General features: G+C 40.3%; 10 protein-coding genes, 6 tRNA genes and 1 other RNA gene. 13 read left to right on the forward strand and 4 right to left on the reverse strand.

Features of this window, described 5'->3' with window-relative positions; genetic code table 11:
• Positions 1 to 29: 29 nt before the first annotated feature.
• Positions 30 to 2,813, reverse strand: a complete 2,784-nt coding sequence (locus AC0VZ5_RS03155; RefSeq protein WP_178955105.1) for a hybrid sensor histidine kinase/response regulator — start codon at positions 2,811 to 2,813, stop codon at positions 30 to 32.
• 306 nt (positions 2,814 to 3,119) lie between these two features.
• On the opposite strand from AC0VZ5_RS03155, the gene AC0VZ5_RS03160 reads away from it, so the two are divergent.
• The 9 genes from AC0VZ5_RS03160 to AC0VZ5_RS03200 all read left to right on the forward strand — a co-directional run bounded on the left by AC0VZ5_RS03160 (position 3,120) and on the right by AC0VZ5_RS03200 (position 10,133).
• A tRNA-Phe gene (locus AC0VZ5_RS03160) sits at positions 3,120 to 3,195 on the forward strand.
• Between the two features lie 71 nt (positions 3,196 to 3,266).
• Positions 3,267 to 3,342 (forward strand) — tRNA-Thr (locus AC0VZ5_RS03165).
• 48 nt (positions 3,343 to 3,390) lie between these two features.
• A tRNA-Phe gene (locus AC0VZ5_RS03170) sits at positions 3,391 to 3,466 on the forward strand.
• 60 nt (positions 3,467 to 3,526) lie between these two features.
• Positions 3,527 to 3,602 (forward strand) — tRNA-Thr (locus AC0VZ5_RS03175).
• 49 nt (positions 3,603 to 3,651) lie between these two features.
• A tRNA-Phe gene (locus tag AC0VZ5_RS03180) sits at positions 3,652 to 3,727 on the forward strand.
• Between the two features lie 43 nt (positions 3,728 to 3,770).
• Positions 3,771 to 3,846: transfer RNA gene (locus tag AC0VZ5_RS03185), tRNA-Thr, on the forward strand.
• A 506-nt stretch (positions 3,847 to 4,352) separates the two neighbouring features.
• On the forward strand, positions 4,353 to 5,768 hold the full coding sequence (locus tag AC0VZ5_RS03190) for a TolC family protein (RefSeq protein ID WP_475474244.1): 1,416 nt from the start codon (positions 4,353 to 4,355) through the stop codon (positions 5,766 to 5,768).
• Positions 5,758 to 7,053 (forward strand): efflux RND transporter periplasmic adaptor subunit, encoded by a 1,296-nt coding sequence (locus AC0VZ5_RS03195; RefSeq protein ID WP_475474245.1) that lies wholly within the window; start codon positions 5,758 to 5,760, stop codon positions 7,051 to 7,053. Before AC0VZ5_RS03190 ends, AC0VZ5_RS03195 begins: the two co-directional genes overlap by 11 nt.
• Entirely contained in the window at positions 7,050 to 10,133 is a 3,084-nt protein-coding gene (locus tag AC0VZ5_RS03200; RefSeq protein ID WP_475474247.1) for an efflux RND transporter permease subunit, read from the forward strand. Before AC0VZ5_RS03195 ends, AC0VZ5_RS03200 begins: the two co-directional genes overlap by 4 nt.
• A 153-nt stretch (positions 10,134 to 10,286) precedes the next feature.
• On the opposite strand, the gene ssrS is transcribed toward AC0VZ5_RS03200, so the two are convergent.
• Positions 10,287 to 10,470, reverse strand: a non-coding RNA gene (gene ssrS / locus AC0VZ5_RS03205) — 6S RNA.
• Between the two features lie 491 nt (positions 10,471 to 10,961).
• On the opposite strand from ssrS, the gene AC0VZ5_RS03210 reads away from it, so the two are divergent.
• Genes AC0VZ5_RS03210 through AC0VZ5_RS03225 form a run of 4 tightly spaced genes read left to right on the forward strand, consistent with a single transcriptional unit; the run spans position 10,962 to position 15,249 of the window.
• Entirely contained in the window at positions 10,962 to 11,525 is a 564-nt protein-coding gene (locus AC0VZ5_RS03210; RefSeq protein WP_008110427.1) for a UPF0149 family protein, read from the forward strand.
• 36 nt (positions 11,526 to 11,561) lie between these two features.
• The gene (gene pepP, locus AC0VZ5_RS03215) at positions 11,562 to 12,884 is read left to right on the forward strand and encodes a Xaa-Pro aminopeptidase (RefSeq protein ID WP_055012860.1); all 1,323 of its coding nucleotides are present in this window, start codon (positions 11,562 to 11,564) and stop codon (positions 12,882 to 12,884) included.
• A gap of 14 nt (positions 12,885 to 12,898) precedes the next feature.
• Positions 12,899 to 14,086, forward strand: coding sequence for a 2-octaprenyl-6-methoxyphenyl hydroxylase (gene ubiH, locus AC0VZ5_RS03220; RefSeq protein WP_475474250.1), 1,188 nt, complete (start codon positions 12,899 to 12,901; stop codon positions 14,084 to 14,086).
• Positions 14,083 to 15,249 (forward strand): FAD-dependent monooxygenase, encoded by a 1,167-nt coding sequence (locus AC0VZ5_RS03225; protein ID WP_475474252.1) that lies wholly within the window; start codon positions 14,083 to 14,085, stop codon positions 15,247 to 15,249. Before ubiH ends, AC0VZ5_RS03225 begins: the two co-directional genes overlap by 4 nt.
• 157 nt (positions 15,250 to 15,406) lie before the next feature.
• Here the strand turns inward: AC0VZ5_RS03225 and AC0VZ5_RS03230 are convergent, their stop codons facing one another.
• Positions 15,407 to 16,213 (reverse strand): hypothetical protein, encoded by an 807-nt coding sequence (locus AC0VZ5_RS03230; protein WP_475474254.1) that lies wholly within the window; start codon positions 16,211 to 16,213, stop codon positions 15,407 to 15,409.
• A 19-nt stretch (positions 16,214 to 16,232) separates the two neighbouring features.
• Positions 16,233 to 17,432, reverse strand: a complete 1,200-nt coding sequence (locus AC0VZ5_RS03235) for an alpha/beta hydrolase-fold protein (protein ID WP_475474255.1) — start codon at positions 17,430 to 17,432, stop codon at positions 16,233 to 16,235.
• Between the last annotated feature and the right edge of the window lie 350 nt (positions 17,433 to 17,782).

Consider the following 17,782-nt stretch of genomic DNA (forward strand, 5'->3'; position numbering starts at 1 on the left):
TATATTGTGTATACCGATGAATATTTTAGTTAAATCAAGTCATCTTGCTGATCGTTGTTTCTAATTTGTTCTTTTAAAAACTGTGCTGCTCTTGAATATTCAATTTCAAGCTCATCTCTCATCTTAATTAATTCATCAGCTTTTATTTCATCACTTTTACACTTATCTTCAAATGACTGCGCTAAATCAGCAACAATGTTAGCTCCTACTGTCTTCGATATAGATTTTAATTGGTGGCAAGCGGATAAAATTTCAGCTTTATTGCTTTGCAGCACCGCGAAGTTAATCGCTTTAATTTGTTCTTGGCTCTGCTCTAAATACATTTTAAAAAAGCGGATTATTTTAGCGTCATCGCCATTTATATACTTATTCGCTGACTCCATATCAATAGGCATGATTGGTTTTTCGGTCGAATTCACCTGTTGTGGTTGTTTGCTATATAAGTCATTCCATTGCTTTAATGTGTCCTCAAGTGCATTTAACTCAATAGGTTTAGTAATAAAGTCGTTAATACCTACAGCTAAACATCGCTCTCTCTCTCCTTTTAGAGCATTGGCAGTAACAGCAATAATATAAGGTTGTGCGTCAATCGATTCGAGCAATGACGCTTCTTCTCTAATTTTTTCAACCATATCGTAGCCAGACATTTTTGGCATATGTAAATCGGTTAAAATGAGCGAGTAGCTATTTTTACGCCACATATCTAGGCCTTCTTCACCGTTATTAGCCACCTCTACACTGTACCCTAGTATATGTAATTGTTCGGTGAGTACCTCTTGATTTAATAGGTTATCTTCTACCAATAATACTAGCCTATTTGCTGCCAGCGCTTCTTCTGAGTTTAGGTAGTGATTCATCGTTCTGGCTTTTTTAACTTGCTTAGGTTTATGCAAACCTGCAGCCACCAAAATTGAAAGCATGAAGTTAGATTTACATAATGGAGAAGCATTAATATAAAAAATACTTTTATGATTAATTACTGCTTCATCTAATTTACTTAATACCACCATTTGCTGGTTATTATCTTCTAGTGAGTAAAGTAAACTTCTTAGTAAGGTACTAATACTATTCATGTCTTCAATGCCATCAACAACCCAAATAATATCCTTGGCATCTTGGTGAGCTTCTACATCTTGTTGTTCATGAGCATAGGTTATTTTAGCCCCCATAAATGACAAGTAACGATAAATTACTTTACCGCGCTCTGCGTCGCTGCTGACAATAATGACATGTTTACCATTAAGTGTATTTTTATGGGCAAATTCAGTTTTACCTGCAGTTGAAAAAGGCAGTTCAACGGTAAATTCACTTCCAATCCCTTCATGGCTTGTTACATGTATAGTACCAAGCATTAGCTCGGTTAAGCTTTTACAAATTGAAAGACCAAGCCCTGTTCCACCGAACTCTCGCGTAATTGAGCTTTCTGCTTGAGTGAACGGGTTGAAAATTTTTCTTAACTGAGATTGGCTCATTCCTTTACCGTTATCACTTACACAAAAACGCAATGTAAAGTGATCGGCGGTGTTATTTGCTACCTCTACTGATATTCTTACTTTCCCCTTCGTTGTACCATTGGTGCTAGTAAATTTAATGGCATTACTACATAAGTTATATAGCACTTGGCGAACCCTGCCTGAGTCGCCCATAAGGTTATTAGGAATATCGGGTGCAATTGATAAATCGAGTTCTAAATGACGGTTTTTAGCAACCGACGATAATACCTTGGCTACTTCTTCTAGTGTATCTGCAATAGAAAACGGAACAGGATCTATGTTGAGCTTTCCAGCCTCAATTTTAGAAAAATCTAAAATATCATCTAAAATACTCAGTAGCGAAAATGCGGATTCACGAATAATAGTACTAAGGCGTTGCTGAGCACCATCAAGCTCTGTTTGGCGAAGTAAATCAATGGTGCCAATAACACCATTCATTGGTGTTCTTATTTCATGACTCATGGTGGCTAAAAAGGTGGTTTTAGTTTCACTCGCCTTTAACGCTTTTTGAGTTTGTTTTTCTAATTCAAATGTTCTGCTTTGTACTTCTGTTTCCAGACTGGTTTGTAGCCTTTTTAATTCTTTTTGTGCAGCTTGGTCGTCAGCTAGAACCATACTTACTTTTTTCAGCAATAAATTAATTTGTTGAGCAACGGTTTCTAACCCTCCATCAAGTTGCTCATCAAGCGTGCTTTGATAATTATCATTTTGTGTAATAGCCTTGAGTTCTTGAGTGAGAGAATCGGTATTTTTATGTAGTCGTTTTTTAATGTACTTATTAAACGCTATAGCGAATGCAAACAATGCGATCAGAGCAACAATAGCGGCAAGATATGCACTCATTGATAAATTTTGTGTCGATGATGAAATTAAAGGTTGTTTCTGCTCAATGATAAGTTCAGCAATTACTTGTCCCTCTGATGAGATTAAATGATGCAGAGTATTTTGCTCTTTAATGTATTTGCTAACAGCTAAAGGTGCAATCACTATACTATTGTTGCTATAAACTAACTCGGCTTTATTATTTGCATTAAAACGATGCAGAGTATATTTAAAGTCATTATTGAGTAAGCTTGCAATATCAAGAAGTAATTTGGCTTTGTTTTGCCCGTATGTTGTTAGTGCTTCAACAATGGGCTGCTCAAGGCGTTCAGCAAGTTTTGTGAGTGCAATAGTAGAGGGTTGGGGAAGTTCATTGTTCTCAGCATTGCTTTGTGAGTAAAGCGAATAGGCGACTATAAATAATGTGGAAATTATAAGGTTACTAACTAAAAATATAGGTAGTAGGCCCTTTATTGCTGAAGAGAACTTACTCTGCATGAGTTTTCCTATCGTGGTTTTATTAAAACGGTAAGCCTGTACCGAAAGCTATTGACTAATCGTAACACCTAAAAAAAATAATTCACTACGTTTTTTAAACTCTTTTGTTGAATAAATGCACGGTATGAACGAGATTTGTTGTTAGTTGTTTGAAAACCGTTCAAACAGTTGCAAAGGATAAAAAAAAAGTTGACTTGTAAGGGTAAAACTCGTTTAATACGCCGCACGCCCAGATAGCTCAGTCAGTAAAGCTATGTGGGAGTCGAATTATTAATCCGTTGTGATTACTAATAAGCACTGTTAAGTGCCTCGATAGCTCAGTTGGTAGAGCAGAGGATTGAAAATCCTCGTGTCCCTGGTTCGATTCCGGGTCGAGGCACCATTTATTAAAGTAATGGTGTTTAGATATTTATTTAAACATTTTTACGCGTGCCTTAGCACACAGTTTTGTGTGCCGACTTAGCTCAGCTGGTAGAGCAACTGACTTGTAATCAGTAGGTCAACCGTTCGACTCGGTTAGTCGGCACCATTTTATAAAAGTGAAATGCTTAGAGCAGTTCACTAGCACTGTTTAAGTGCCTCGATAGCTCAGTTGGTAGAGCAGAGGATTGAAAATCCTCGTGTCCCTGGTTCGATTCCGGGTCGAGGCACCATTTACAAAAAAGTTATCAATCTTTAAAATTGATAAAGTGCCTTAGCACACAGTTTTGTGTGCCGACTTAGCTCAGCTGGTAGAGCAACTGACTTGTAATCAGTAGGTCAACCGTTCGACTCGGTTAGTCGGCACCATTTATTTTAGTTAAGTGTTTTGATAGCATTTAATTAGCACTGTTTAAGTGCCTCGATAGCTCAGTTGGTAGAGCAGAGGATTGAAAATCCTCGTGTCCCTGGTTCGATTCCGGGTCGAGGCACCATTTATATAAAGCCTTGCTCATGCAAGGCTTTTTGTTTTAGTGTGCCGACTTAGCTCAGCTGGTAGAGCAACTGACTTGTAATCAGTAGGTCAACCGTTCGACTCGGTTAGTCGGCACCATTTACAATGTAGCTAGAAAAAGAAACTGTAATCAGTAGTCTGTTCAAGTTACCCGTCGACTCGGTTAGTCGGCACCATTTACAATGTAACTAGAAAAAGAAACTGTAATCAGTAGTCTGTTCAAGTTACCCGTCGACTCGGTTAGTCGAAAGAATGTATACAAAGCCTCGCATATGCGAGGCTTTTTTGTTTCTGTCCTAAGTTCGGCGCAGCATTAAACCGCGTTCCATATGCAAAATATATTTATAATTTTATTCCGCTTTAGCTGGTGTAATGCCAATAGCAAACTCTGCCGTATTTTCTATATCAACTTTTTAAGAGTTAAAATTAATTCTCTGATTAAAAGTTAGCTTGCTCATTTGTTTTTGATAGTTGTATTAACACTTAGCGCATTGAGTGAACTTACAATTTCACCGCAAGCTATGTAATGTTATGTAAAGTCAATTGAGCAAAGTTTGCTAAAGTGATTGAATAACATTCATAAATAGCATTGATCAGGTTTAAACATGATGTGGCAATATAAGCCATCTTTATTAGCAATAAGCATTATAGTGTTGAGCGGTTGTGCGAGTAACTTAAACCAATCGCAGCGCGAACAAACTCCAAATAATTTACCACAGCAGTGGCAACAACAAGCATCAAGTTCTGTATTAAAAGTGGATGATGAATGGTTAACTCAACTACACACGCCATTACTTAACAAATACGTAGAACAAGCGCTTAAAAACAACCAACAACTATTACAAACCAGCTATGATGTCGCTATTACTAAACAGCAACTAATAGTAACCGGATCAGCTCTTTGGCCTAGTTTAGATTTATCTTCGCGTACTAGCCGAAGCAAAAATAACCGGCCTGTTAGCTATAATAATGCCAGCTCGGTAAGCTTAAACTTAAATTACGAAGTTGACTTATGGGGTAAGCTGTCAGATTCAAAACGAGAAGCTAACCTTTCTTATTTAGCGCAAAAAGCGCGTTTTGAACAAGCTAAACAACAACTTGTTTCAGATGTTGTTCAAGGTTGGTTTGATGTTGTGTCTGCGCAGCAGCTGCTTGATTTATATAAGCGCCGTGAAGAAAATGCTAAGCAAAACCTCGATATAATTGAGTCGGGTTATCGCCAAGGTATTAACGAAGCGCTTGATGTTTATTTAGCCCGCAATGAGCTTAATAACGAACGCTCACGCATTGCCACTCAAATAGCGAGTTTATCAAGTGCAGCGCGAGTGCTTGAGCGCTTACTAGGTGAGTACCCAAAAGGAGCTATTGCAGCAAGCACTGACTTACCGGTTGTTGATACCGAAATTCCAGTTGGTATTCCTTCAGAGCTCATTACCCGAAAGCCCGCATTACTTGCCAGTTGGTATGAGTTATTAGCTAGTGATGCGTCACTGGCTTATGCGCATAAACAGCGCTTTCCTAGTTTAAATTTAACTGCAAGCTTAAGTGATAGTACAGATAGGCTGAGTGATTTGTTTTCTCCTTCAAGCCTCGCATGGTCTTTACTCGGAAGTATTTCGGCACCTATTTTTGAGGGAGGACGTTTACAAGCCAATGAAGAAATTGCACGCCTGAATGCGCAAAAGCAAGAACAGCAATATTTACAAACCTTGTACGATGCATTTGCTGATGTAGAAAATGCGATATCGCAGCAGCAGTCTTTAAAAGCGCAGTACACCAGCACCCTCGAAGCACAAAAAAATGCACTTGCGGCCGAGCAGTTATCGTTTGAGCAATATCAAAGTGGCTTAGTAACTTATACCACGGTACTTGATGCACAAGGTCGCTCATTCGATGCGCAAAGTTCATTAATACAAATTAAAAACCAATTAATCGCAAATAGAATTAACCTACATGTTGCCCTCGGTGGTGATTTTGAAAAACCGTCAAGCGACTTAAAGAGCAATAACGATGAACACTAAAACAGCTAAAATTATTATTCCAGCCGCGGTTGTTGTTACCGCTCTTTTAATTGTATTTTTTATTAAGAGTAATCCGCCAGAGGCGAGACGCTTTAGTTCAGCACCAAAAGCAGCAATTAGTGTATCTGTACTTGAGCTTGTGCCTCAAAGTTATCAAGTAATGATAGACAGCTACGGTACAGTAAAACCTCGAACACAAAGCTTACTTGTTGCTCAAGCATCTGGGCAAATAATTGAGGTGAGCGATGAGTTTAGAGAAGGTGGCTTTTTTGAAAAAAGCGACGTGTTATTAAAGCTAGATGATAGAGATCATCAGGCAGAGGTTAAATCTGCACAAGCTAACTTGCTCACAGCAGAGCAAAGCTTATTAGAAGAAAAGGCCCGCGGGCAACAAGCACTGACTGATTGGAAGCGCCTTGGTGGTTCAAGCCAAGCTAGCAGCTTGGTATTACGTGAGCCGCAATTAGCAGCTGCGCAAGCACAAGTGCTATCGGCTCAAGCTGCTCTTGAAAAAGCAGAGCTTGATTTAGAGCGTACAAAGGTTACCGCACCTTATGCTGGGCGCATACTGAGTCGTAGTGTCGATTTAGGTCAAGTAGTGAGTAACAATACCCAACTTGCCACTATTTACGCTATTGATAGTGTTGAAATTCGCTTACCAATAAAAAATAAAGACCTTTCGTTTGTTAACCTGCCAGAGCAATACCGTGATGGTGCTAAAAACCAAGCGGGTTCGTTAGTTAAATTTAGTTCTGATTTAGTGGGTGAGCAAACATGGCAAGGCCAACTTGCACGCACCGAGGGCGCTATTGACCAAAACGCGCAGCAACTTTACGTGGTAGCAAAAATAGACGACCCATATAAATCAACCGCCAGTAATCAGTATCCAATTAAAATAGGGCAATACATTAAGGCGCAAATAGCGGGTAAAACAGTGCAAAATGCGTTGATCATTCCTAACAGCACAATTTATCAAGGTACTTATGTTTATGTGGTTGAAGGTGATGTATTAAAGCGTAAAGACGTTACTTTTGCATGGCAAAACGCAAACCAAGCAATGATCAAAACAGGATTAAAAGCAAACGACAAGTTGGTTATCACGCCACTTGGTCAAGTGAGTTCGGGCACTAAAGTGAGTATTTTAGATGAAGAGCCAAAGGAAAAAAAATCTAAAGGTATGCGCCCGTCGCGAGAGCAACTTGAGCAAAAAGCAAAAGAGCTTGGTATTAGTGTTGAAGAGTTAATAAAAAAACGTCGCGCAGCCAAGCAAGGAGATAAAGTATGATTGCTTGGTTTACTAAAAACCATGTTGCTGCCAATTTATTGTTAGTAACTTTGTTGTTGTCGGGACTATTTAGTTTATCGAGTAAAATACCACTTGAGGTGTTTCCGTCCTTTGAAACCGATATGATAAGCGTTGGTGTTAGCCTGCGTGGTGCAACCCCTGAAGATGTAGAGCAGGGCGTAACAATTCGTATAGAAGAAGCGGTACAAGACCTCGAGGGTATTAAACAAATATTTAGCCGCTCGTCAGAGGGCTCAGGCTCTGTAACCATTGAGGTTGAAAGTGGTTACGATCCTCGTGAACTGTTGGCTGATATTAAAAGCCGAGTGGATGCGATTAATACGTTTCCTGGCGATGCCGAAAAACCAATTGTTGCGCTGGCTGAGCGCAAAAGAGAAGTAATAGCTGTTACTGTATCAAGTGATTACGGCGAAAAAGAAACGCGTGAATACGCAGAAACAGTGCGAGATCAAATTCTGCGTTTGCCTAATGTAACCCAGGTAGAGCTAAGTGGTGTACGAGATTATGAGTTAGCCATTGAAGTTAGCCAAGACACACTTCGCCAGTACAACCTAAGCCTTGCGCAAATATCGAGTGCGATTGCTAATTCGAGTTCTGATATTTCTGCCGGTAACTTAAAAACAGAAGGTGGCGATGTACTAATTAGCTCAAAAGGGCAGGCTTATCGTAAAGATGAATTTGCCAGCATAGTAGTAAAAAACCAAGCCGACGGAACGATTATCCGCTTAGGTGATATTGCTACAATTAAAGACGATTTTGAAGAAACGCCAGTACGCACCCGTTTTAATGGTAAGCAAGCGGCGTTTATAGACGTTTACCGAATTGGCCCGCAAAGCGCGATAACCGTGGCAGACGATGTTAAAAACTACATTGAAGAACAGCAAGCCACGCTACCACAAGGTTTTAAACTAAGTTATTGGGACGACGATTCAGAGCTAGTTAAAAGCCGTATCGCCACCTTAACCAGTAATGCTTTACAAGGTGGTATTTTAGTACTGGCACTACTCACGCTATTTTTACGCCCAGCAATTGCATTTTGGGTGTTTATTGGTATTCCAGTATCGTTTATGGGCGCATTTATCGCGATGCCAATTTTTGGTGTAACGTTAAATATAATGAGCTTATTCGGCTTTATTTTAGTACTCGGTATTGTAGTAGATGACGCCATAGTAACCGGCGAGAACGTGTATACCCATTTAAAAACGGCAAAATCGGGTGAGCAGGCTGCTATATTGGGTACTCAAGAAGTTGCGACTCCGGTTACCTTTGGTGTACTGACGACTGTTGCTGCCTTTTTACCTTTAGCATTTATTGAAGGGGCGCGCGGCGCCTTATTTGCACAAATTCCGGTAGTCGTTATTCCAGTTTTATTGTTCTCGCTAATTGAATCTAAATTTGTGTTACCAGCACATTTAAAATACATAAAACTACGCCATCAAAAAGGTGAACCATCTAAGCTTGAAGCGATTCAACAACGCTTTGCAGATGGCTTTGAAAGTGCAATTTTAAAATATTACCAACCTATATTAAACACTGCTTTACGCCATAAACTAGCAACGGTTAGTTTATTTGTGGGGGTATTTTTTATTATTTTAACCATGATCACCAGTGGTTGGACTAAGTTTATCTTTTTCCCACGAATTCCTAGCGAAACTGTACGAGTCAATCTAACACTGCCAACAGGTACACCGTTTGAAGTAACCAATAAATACGTGATTGATATGTCCGAAAAAGCGCAGCAATTACAAGACAAATATCGCGATCCTAATACAGGCGAAAGCGTTATTTTAAATATATTAGCCACTACAGGCGGACGCGGTGGTGCGTCTAACTCCGGAGCGGTACGCTTTGAGATAACACCTGCTGAGCAGCGTGAATCAGACATAGGCTCACGCGAGCTTGCAAGTGAATGGCGCGATTTAATTGGTGTTATTCCTGGCGCTGAAAGCCTAACATTTAGAGCTGAAATTGGCCGAAGTTCAGACCCAATAGACGTTCAACTAAGTGGTACTTCACTAACAATATTGCAAGATGTAGCTGATAATATTAAAAATCGTTTAGCAACGTACCCAACGGTGTTTGATATTGCCGACAGTATGTCTGACGGTAAAGAAGAGTTGCGTATAGAGCTTACGCAACAAGGTTTGGCGCTTGGTTTAAATCGTGTAAATATAGCAGGGCAAGTGCGAAATTCGTTTTTTGGCTCGCAGGTTCAGCGTATTCAACGCGGACGAGACGACGTGCGTGTAATGGTACGTTTACCTATTGATGAGCGCCGCTCTGTAGCTGATTTACAAAACATACTAATAAATACTCCCGATGGCGGTTCTGTACCATTGTCGCATGTGGCAACGCTTACGGCAGGGCAAAGCCCATCAACCATAAACCGTATTGATCGTTATCGCACACTAAACGTGACGGCTGATATTGAAAAAAACAACACCAACATGACGGTGCTTCAAGCCGACCTAGCACAATATTTAGACGAGTTAATGCAGCAATACCCAGGTGTTGATTACAAACTCGAAGGTGAAGCCAAAGAGCAAAGAGAGTCGTTTGGCTCACTGGCTTGGGCGTTAGTGTTTGTGTTTTTTATAATTTATGCGTTATTGGCCATTCCGTTTAAGTCATACATGCAACCAATTATTGTTATGAGTGTTATTCCATTTGGCATGATTGGCGCAGTAGTAGGGCACTGGATAATGGGTATGGATTTAACCATTATGAGCCTACTAGGTATGCTTGCGTTAATAGGGGTTGTAGTGAACGATTCGCTTGTATTAGTCGATTTCATTAATAAAAAACGCAGCGAAGGTGGCGATTTAATAGAGGCAGTTAAACTTGCTGGCGCATCGCGCTTTCGCCCGGTTATGCTCACCAGTTTAACCACTTTTATAGGTTTAATGCCGCTGCTGTTTGAAAAGGCGACTCAGGCGCAGTTTTTAATACCTATGGCAGTAAGCTTAGGATTTGGGATTATATTTGCGACTTTTATAACCTTATTACTTGTTCCCGTTAACTATATGCTGATGGAGCGCTTTCAAGGTTGGTTTAAGTAGTGTTAGGCATTAAAAAGACAAAGGGATAGGTGTTAGAAATAAGTTTAATATCGGGCTGTGGAAACGCAGTTCGATATATTTAAAGACGAAAGATAGGGAATATTTAGTTAAAAAGAAATGCTTGAGAACCTAGAACCTAAGCTATAAAGGAAGGTGTTCCCCGAGAATGCGGTGCCCGGTGTCAGTCCTGAAACCTTGAGGTTTCAGGGCGGAAATCTGCGGTTTACCGTAGGCTTCTCGGTACATGCCGAGCTTGCACAATAGTAAACGAACAAAAATCCTGGTATAAAATTTATCGGCTCAGGGACTTAACCAAGCTCCTGCACCCTAGGGAACAAATTTAGTATATAAGACATATTCCAATCCTTAAACCCCAATCGTAAAAAATTAAACTGTTCGCTCAGTTTTCCTCCAAATTTAGGGTCTGTTGATCTTTGCGGATTAAAATTTGTTCAAACTAGGGGTGGTTTAATCGCGGCGCGAGGTTTGTAACCTAGTGGGCTAAGTAAAAACCGAGCAACAAAGAGTAAATCGCCCCTAGGCAGAACTCTTCGGGCAGCGCCTGTTTGGCATTGATGCTGCGTTATCGCCTATTTATGGGGAATAACCACACCACATAGGCTCTGCCTTGCCTAAATACCAAACAGACTGCTGCAAATTTAACCTTGAAGGGTCAACAGACCCTAATCTTGTATTTACTTTTAAGATTGCTTTTTGAGCTCAATTTGCTTTTCAATGGCGTGCTTTTGACCTCAGTCATAGAATTCATTGGAGTTGCTTTTTATCGAGTGGTAGCATTGCTTTAATTAGCAAAGCGAAGACGTCATTATGAATAACTTACCAGATTACGAAAAAGCCCAACTTCTTTTAGAGAAAAATGAAATATTTGTATCACCCGCAGAAGCGCATGGCGTTATTAGCGGCTTACTTGCTTGTGGGCTAAGCATTGACGATAAAGAATACTTAGGCTTACTGAGCGATGTATTTAATGATGGCGAGTCGTTTAGCAACGATTTAAAACAGTTTTTTGGCCAAATTTATCAACAAGTGGTTGAAAGTTTTAATAACGAAGAGTTTCAATTTGACTTGTTTTTACCTAGTGATGACGAAACACTCATCGATCAGGCTAACGGGCTCGTATCATGGGTAGCTGGGTTTATGTTGGGTTTTGGCTTAAAGCAAAAAGATTATGGCAAGCTGTCGGCAGATGTAAAAGAAGTGATCAGCGACTTTAGCGAGATTACACGCCTAGATACAACCTTTGAAGAAACCGAAGAAGATAGCCAAGCACTCCATGAAGTGATTGAGTACGTCCGTGTATCGGCGCTATTGTGTTTTGCTGAGCTAGGCAAAGAGCAAAATCCACAAAGCAACAAAAAAACACTGCATTAATTGAGCAACACAATAAAAGTAATGGGTTAGTTATTAATGGTTGAAATACAAAAGTCAGAGTTTAAAGCGCGCCGCGAGCGTTTATTGGCGGCAATGGATAATAACAGTATTGCTATAATTCCCGCTGCAACGGAGCTCACGCGTAGCCGTGATACTCATTATCCGTTTCGACAAGACAGTGACTTTTTTTACTTAACTGGTTTTAACGAACCCGATGCCGTGTTGGTGCTTTGCAAAAACAGTGATACACCCTCACTATTATTTTGTTTAGATAAAGACAAACTTGCAGAGGTATGGCACGGCAGACGCATTGGTTTTGAAAAAGCACAAAGCGAATACTTATTCGACAAAACTTATGCACTTAGTGAGCTAAATGAACAATTATTGAATTTGGTGAACGGCCAACAGATTTTATTTTATGCACAAGGGACGTATCCTGCCTTTGATGGCAAAGTATTTTCAATGCTTAACACTTTGCGCAGTGCCCCTAAAAAAGGGGATACAGCACCGAGTACAATTAAAGATATTCGCCCTTTATTGCATGAAATGCGCTTATTTAAATCGCCAGGCGAAATTAACATTATGCGTGAGGGCTGTGAAATAAGCGCTCGAGCACACATGCGAGCCATGCGTTTTTCCCACGTTGGCGCAACCGAGTTTCAACTAGAGGCAGAGCTTCATCATCACTATGCAATGAACGGTGCGCCACATCCTGCTTATGGCACTATTGTCGGCAGTGGCGATAACGCCAATATTTTGCACTACACCCAAAATAGCGACGTATTAAACAATGGCGACTTAGTACTGATTGATTCAGGCTGTGAGCTACAAGGCTACGCCGCCGATATAACACGTACCTTCCCCGTTAACGGTAAATTTAGCACTGAGCAAGCTGCGCTTTATAATATTGTACTTAAAGCGCAAGAAATCGCATTTAGCGAAATAAAACCCGGTGGCCTTTTATCTCAGGCAAATAAACTCGCTATGCAAGTACTAACCCAAGGGTTACTTGATTTAGGTATTTTAACCGGCGATTTTGATGAGTTAATGGCACAAGGTGCCTGTAAAGAATACTACATGCATGGTCTTGGTCACTGGTTAGGGCTTGATGTTCATGATGTGGGCGATTACAAGGTTAATAACCAAGAGCGTGTCTTAGAGCCGGGTATGGTGCTAACCATTGAGCCTGGGCTGTATATTAGTAAAGACTCAAATGCGCCTCAAAAATACCAAGGTATAGGTATTCGTATTGAAGATAACTTATTAGTAACTGATTCAGGTCACGACAACTTAACCATTAGCGTGCCTAAAACAATTAGTGAAATAGAAGCGTTAATGCAAAGCGCTAAAAACGCATAAGCTTGGAGATAAAAGTGGCTAAGCAGTTTGATATTGTAGTAATTGGTGGTGGTTTAGTCGGCGCAAGTTGTGCTCTAAGTATAAGTAAAAAAAATCCCAGCTTAAATATTGCTGTAATTGAAGCAAATCAAGTAACCACTGATTATCATCCAAGCTTTGATGACAGAAGTATCGCACTTGCCCAGCAGTCGGTAGAGTATTTACAAAGCCTCAATTTATTTGAAATGAACGCTCCCTATGCTGCGGCCATAAAAAAAGTGAGTGTGTCAGACAAAGGGCACTTTGGTAAAACCCATATACAGTGTGATGAGTTTGCAAAACCCTCATTAGGTTATGTGGTAGAGGTAAACCCATTTGGCAGAGCGCTGCATCAGCGTTTAATGCAATCAAACATATCGCTTTTGTGCCCAGATAGCGTAACAGCGATAAAACAAAATGCCGATAGTAATGAACTTACACTACAAAGTGGTGAAAAACTCAGTGCTAAGCTGTTGGTGATTGCCGACGGTGCACAGTCGCCAACTCGTAATTTATTGGGGCTCGGCTTCAATACCCAGCCTTATGAACAAGGTGCGATTATTGCCAATATAGAAGTCGCTGGTGGACACCATCATCAGGCGTTTGAGCGGTTTACCCAAAATGGCCCAATGGCTTTATTACCCATGAGTAATAACCGCTATTCGTTAGTATGGTGTATGCGCCAAGAACATATTGAGCAGTATGTGTCGCTAAGTGAACCAGACTTTATAAGTGCGCTGCAAACTGCCTTTGGTTATCGTGCAGGACAGTTTATAAAAGTCGGTATGCGCGCTAGTTACCCTCTAGTTTATGGGCAAATAGAATCGTTAACAGCGCATCGTACAGTGGTAATAGGTAACGCGGCACACGCCATTCACCCAATTGCAGGCCAAGGCTTTAATTTAGGGTTGCGCGACGTACAAGTGCTGAGTAACTTAATTGCAAACAGTGAACATGATTTAGGTAGCTATGCTTTTACTCGTCAATATTCAATTAAGCGCAGTGGTGATATAAAAACCGTAATGACATTGACCGATGCCTTGGTTCGACTTTTTTCAAACTCATCACGGGTGCTAGCGCTTGGTCGTAGTATTGGGCTATTTTCAATGGATTTATTCCCCGCATTAAAAGCCCCATTAGCAAAACAATTAATGGGTCAAGTTAAACAAGGTACACGTTTATGAAACAAGTACAGGTTTGTATAGTGGGTGGTGGCTGCGTTGGGTTAACGCTGGCGCTCGGGCTTGCTAAAGTGAATATTAGCGTGGCTGTGTTAGATGCTGCGCCAACTCAAGCTCCACCGAGTGATGATTATGGCTTACGAGTTAGTGCACTAAGTATTGCCAGCCAGAACTTACTGGAGCAATTAAATGTGTGGCCACACATAATAGCTGAGCGTGCTTGTGCTTATACGCACATGGATGTACGCGATGCCGACAGCTTTGGAAAAATAACCTTTAATAACGAGCAACTTGAGCTTGAGCATTTAGGGCACATTGTTGAAAACGATATTATTCGCTTTGCGCTAATAAAAGAGCTTGAGCAACAAAGTAATGCCACAGTGATGTTTGATACTGAGTATCAGCAAATACATCAAAGTGAGTCTGATGTATTTATTAATTTAAAAACTGGCGAACCTATTATTGCTAAGTTGCTGGTGGCGGCCGATGGCGCAAATTCAGCGATTCGTAAACAGTTTAATATGGCGCTGAGCTTTAAAGATTACGATCACCATGCGTTAGTCGCGACAGTTAAAACTAAAGAGTCACACAAAAATACCGCGCGCCAAGTATTTTTACCTACAGGGCCGCTAGCGTTTTTACCATTGAGCGATGAGCATACTCATTCAATTGTGTGGTCTACCAGCCCGAATCATTGTGATGAATTGTTAGCAATGGACGACACCGCCTTTAATAAAGCAGTTATGGCTGCCATAGATGGCCAATGTGGTTTATGTGAAGTACAAAGTAAGCGCGTCGCATTCCCACTTAAAATGCGTTACGCCCAACAATGGGTTAATGGCAAGGTGGTGTTAATGGGCGATGCAGCGCATACCATTCATCCATTAGCAGGGCTCGGTATGAACCTGGGCCTAAAAGATGCCGATTATTTAATTGAGCTACTAAGTCAAGACGCCAAAGAATTTGCCAGTACACGGACACTGCGTGATTACGAGCGCACCCGTAAGCTCGACGCACAAAAACACATCGCCATGATGCAAGGGCTAAAAGAGCTATTTGAAGGTGCAAACCCAGTTAAAAAGCTGATTCGGGGAGTAGGGCTTTCACTCGTTGATAACCTTGGGCCAATAAAGCACCTTTTCGCCAAAGAAGCGATAGGTAAATAAGTAGGTTGGGTTTCGCGAAGCGAAATCCAACAGGTAAAGTGGTTAGTTTTTAGCTGTTAGCTGTTAGCTGTTAGCTGTCAGCTGTCAGCTGTCAGTCAAAGAAAAACCGATGTTTAATTTAAACATCGGTTTTTTTCTTTATAAAATAGAGGATTAATTAAGCTTTTATCATCTTAAACTCAACCTTTTCAGGAGTTATCTTCATATCCGAGCGAAATTTAACTCCTGATGTGTCTGTATTTCTTTGAGATATTAATCTACGCGACTTTTGAGCTCGACTAATTACACTAGAAATATTTATTGCCGGAGCTTCCGGTGTGGCGGAAGTAGTACAGCCAGAGTATTTAATGTCTTTCATATTTCCTCCTGATACACCCATTTGCATTGAAATATATTCACTTGTTAATGAGTATACATTTTGAGCAATTTCATTACCAGTATAATCTAAATTTTCAAAATAATCTTCTCCATTGAGCGTGTGGTAATAATGTGAGATAGGTGGCCCTGACCTTGGGTCTATTTTGATAGCTTCTTCTACGGCGAGTTTAGTACTGTAACATTCAGTGTAATGGAATGAAGCATGATTACCGCCAGTTCCACCGTATAAAATTCCCAATCTGTTTTCTATATTATCGTGTGAAATAGGCTCCCAGCCATCGAGTAAAATCTCTACATAACCAAAGCTCCTATGACCAGATAAAACAGCATTGTTTGCATAAGTTGCGTATTGGCTTTCGTCTAATATCCCTAATGAAAATGCTTGGTGTAGTATTATCTGCTCGTATGAACCACAATAAAATATAATTTTAGGAGCACCGATTTTTTCAGATTGATGTAATTCAAAAGGTTCTAATGTAGGTACGAATAAGTATTTGTTAACTGGAACATTTACTTCAAGCCCATTTTGATCAGACCACATTGAGTCGCAGGAACCAGAGTGTTCATCAATAATTAAAGTTGTCATCACAGCTCCTTATTTCCACCTACAAATTCTCTTGCGCTTGATTCACCATATCTTGTAGTGCATCAATTAACAGTGGGTCGCGCGAATTTTGTTTAGCAAGTTCTAGTGCGTGTGTCATGCTGGTAACGGCTTCTTTAAACTGTTTGTCAGCCGTGTAGCCTTGCGATAATCGCATGTGGGAGTAAGCTGCATTTGGGTAATCGCGAGTAAAGTGTTTAAGCGTCGTTATCGCTTTTTTAGTGTTGCCAAACTTTTGCTGGCGGTGGGCAAATTCTACGTACACATCTTGTGGAATTTTAAGCTTAAATCCGTACTTATCACTAAGTGCTTGGTAATAACCGGTAATAAGCGATACATCCGCAAATTTTCCGTGCTCGTCAGTCACTTTAAATATTAGGTCGCTAAATAAGTGAATTAAGCTATCGCTAAGTGCTGGAAGTATGGTGCCCATATGAGTAAAAGAGGGGTAATGCTTATATTCCCATTTCAGCTGCGTGGGCATTTGTTGCTCTAAATTTACTAAAGTATTTAATGCACCTGTATAAAAGCGTGCGCCTTCGCTTGCTACACTAATAAATAGCGCTTGAGCGCCTTTAGGGTTTTTAGTGTATTTAGTGATATTACTTTTTAACTCTTCATCACTCCACCAACTATTTGGGCTTATGGCTATGTAGTTGTTAAATAATTCTGGCTGATTAACTAAAGTATAAAGCGCTAATGTACCAGCATTAGAATGACCAATTAAGGTGTTGTAACCATTAGTTGGGTAGTTGCTATTTATGAAGGGCATGAGTTCGCCAGACACAAACTTTAAAAAATTATCGGTTTGCCCTGCGTCAGGCCATTTGTTTTTAACAAAGGTTTGAAACTCCGTTTTAGGCTCCCCTTGTACTTTGGGTAAGTAATCACGAACACGGTTAGTTGTATCAATAGCAACAAGCATGGCATTAGGTATCTGATCGTAATCAACAAGGGATTTGATTACGCCAGACGCCGTATGAAAGTGTTCAACACCATCAAGTAAATAAATAACATAAAGCGGCTGATCGTCTTTTACGGTTTCAGGTATGAAGATTCTGAGAGGTCTGTCTTCATTAAGTATTTTTGATTGAAGAATGACTTTTTTACCCACGGTTATGTCGGTTGTAGCGGTGTTTGCATAGCTTAAAAAAGAGGTACTAAAAGTAAGTATTAATACAAGCGATAATAAAAGCTTCATAAATATCCTTATTTAATAATGTGTTGCTTGATAATTGCACGGCTTTAGGTTTGAGTAAATGTTTATATTTTAGAAGTAAATGTAGAGCTTAAATAATTTAAAGCTATGCTTTTCAAGCTCGGCGTCTACCTCGTAAATATTAAACACTTATTTTTATTTTATTTGTTGATATAAAGGGAGCATCCAATAATGTCTTCCCGAAACCCGAAACCCGAAACCCGAAACCCGAAACCCGAAACCCGAAACCCGAAACCCGAAACCCGAAACCCGAAACCTTTAACACTTATCTATCAAAGCTTAAAAAACCTGCTTGCTTAATTATCCTACTAAGCGTAAAATGCGCGCTCATT

Source organism: Pseudoalteromonas sp. QJM3NY_12, from assembly GCF_056173165.1.

Coding starts and splice junctions, on each gene's coding strand:
- AC0VZ5_RS03155 (WP_178955105.1), bottom strand. CDS start 2,813: ATGCAGAGTAAGTTCTCTTCAGCAATAAAGGGCCTACTACCTATATTT.
- AC0VZ5_RS03190 (WP_475474244.1), top strand. CDS start 4,353: ATGATGTGGCAATATAAGCCATCTTTATTAGCAATAAGCATTATAGTG.
- AC0VZ5_RS03195 (WP_475474245.1), top strand. CDS start 5,758: ATGAACACTAAAACAGCTAAAATTATTATTCCAGCCGCGGTTGTTGTT.
- AC0VZ5_RS03200 (WP_475474247.1), top strand. CDS start 7,050: ATGATTGCTTGGTTTACTAAAAACCATGTTGCTGCCAATTTATTGTTA.
- AC0VZ5_RS03210 (WP_008110427.1), top strand. CDS start 10,962: ATGAATAACTTACCAGATTACGAAAAAGCCCAACTTCTTTTAGAGAAA.
- pepP (WP_055012860.1), top strand. CDS start 11,562: ATGGTTGAAATACAAAAGTCAGAGTTTAAAGCGCGCCGCGAGCGTTTA.
- AC0VZ5_RS03225 (WP_475474252.1), top strand. CDS start 14,083: ATGAAACAAGTACAGGTTTGTATAGTGGGTGGTGGCTGCGTTGGGTTA.
- AC0VZ5_RS03230 (WP_475474254.1), bottom strand. CDS start 16,213: ATGACAACTTTAATTATTGATGAACACTCTGGTTCCTGCGACTCAATG.
- AC0VZ5_RS03235 (WP_475474255.1), bottom strand. CDS start 17,432: ATGAAGCTTTTATTATCGCTTGTATTAATACTTACTTTTAGTACCTCT.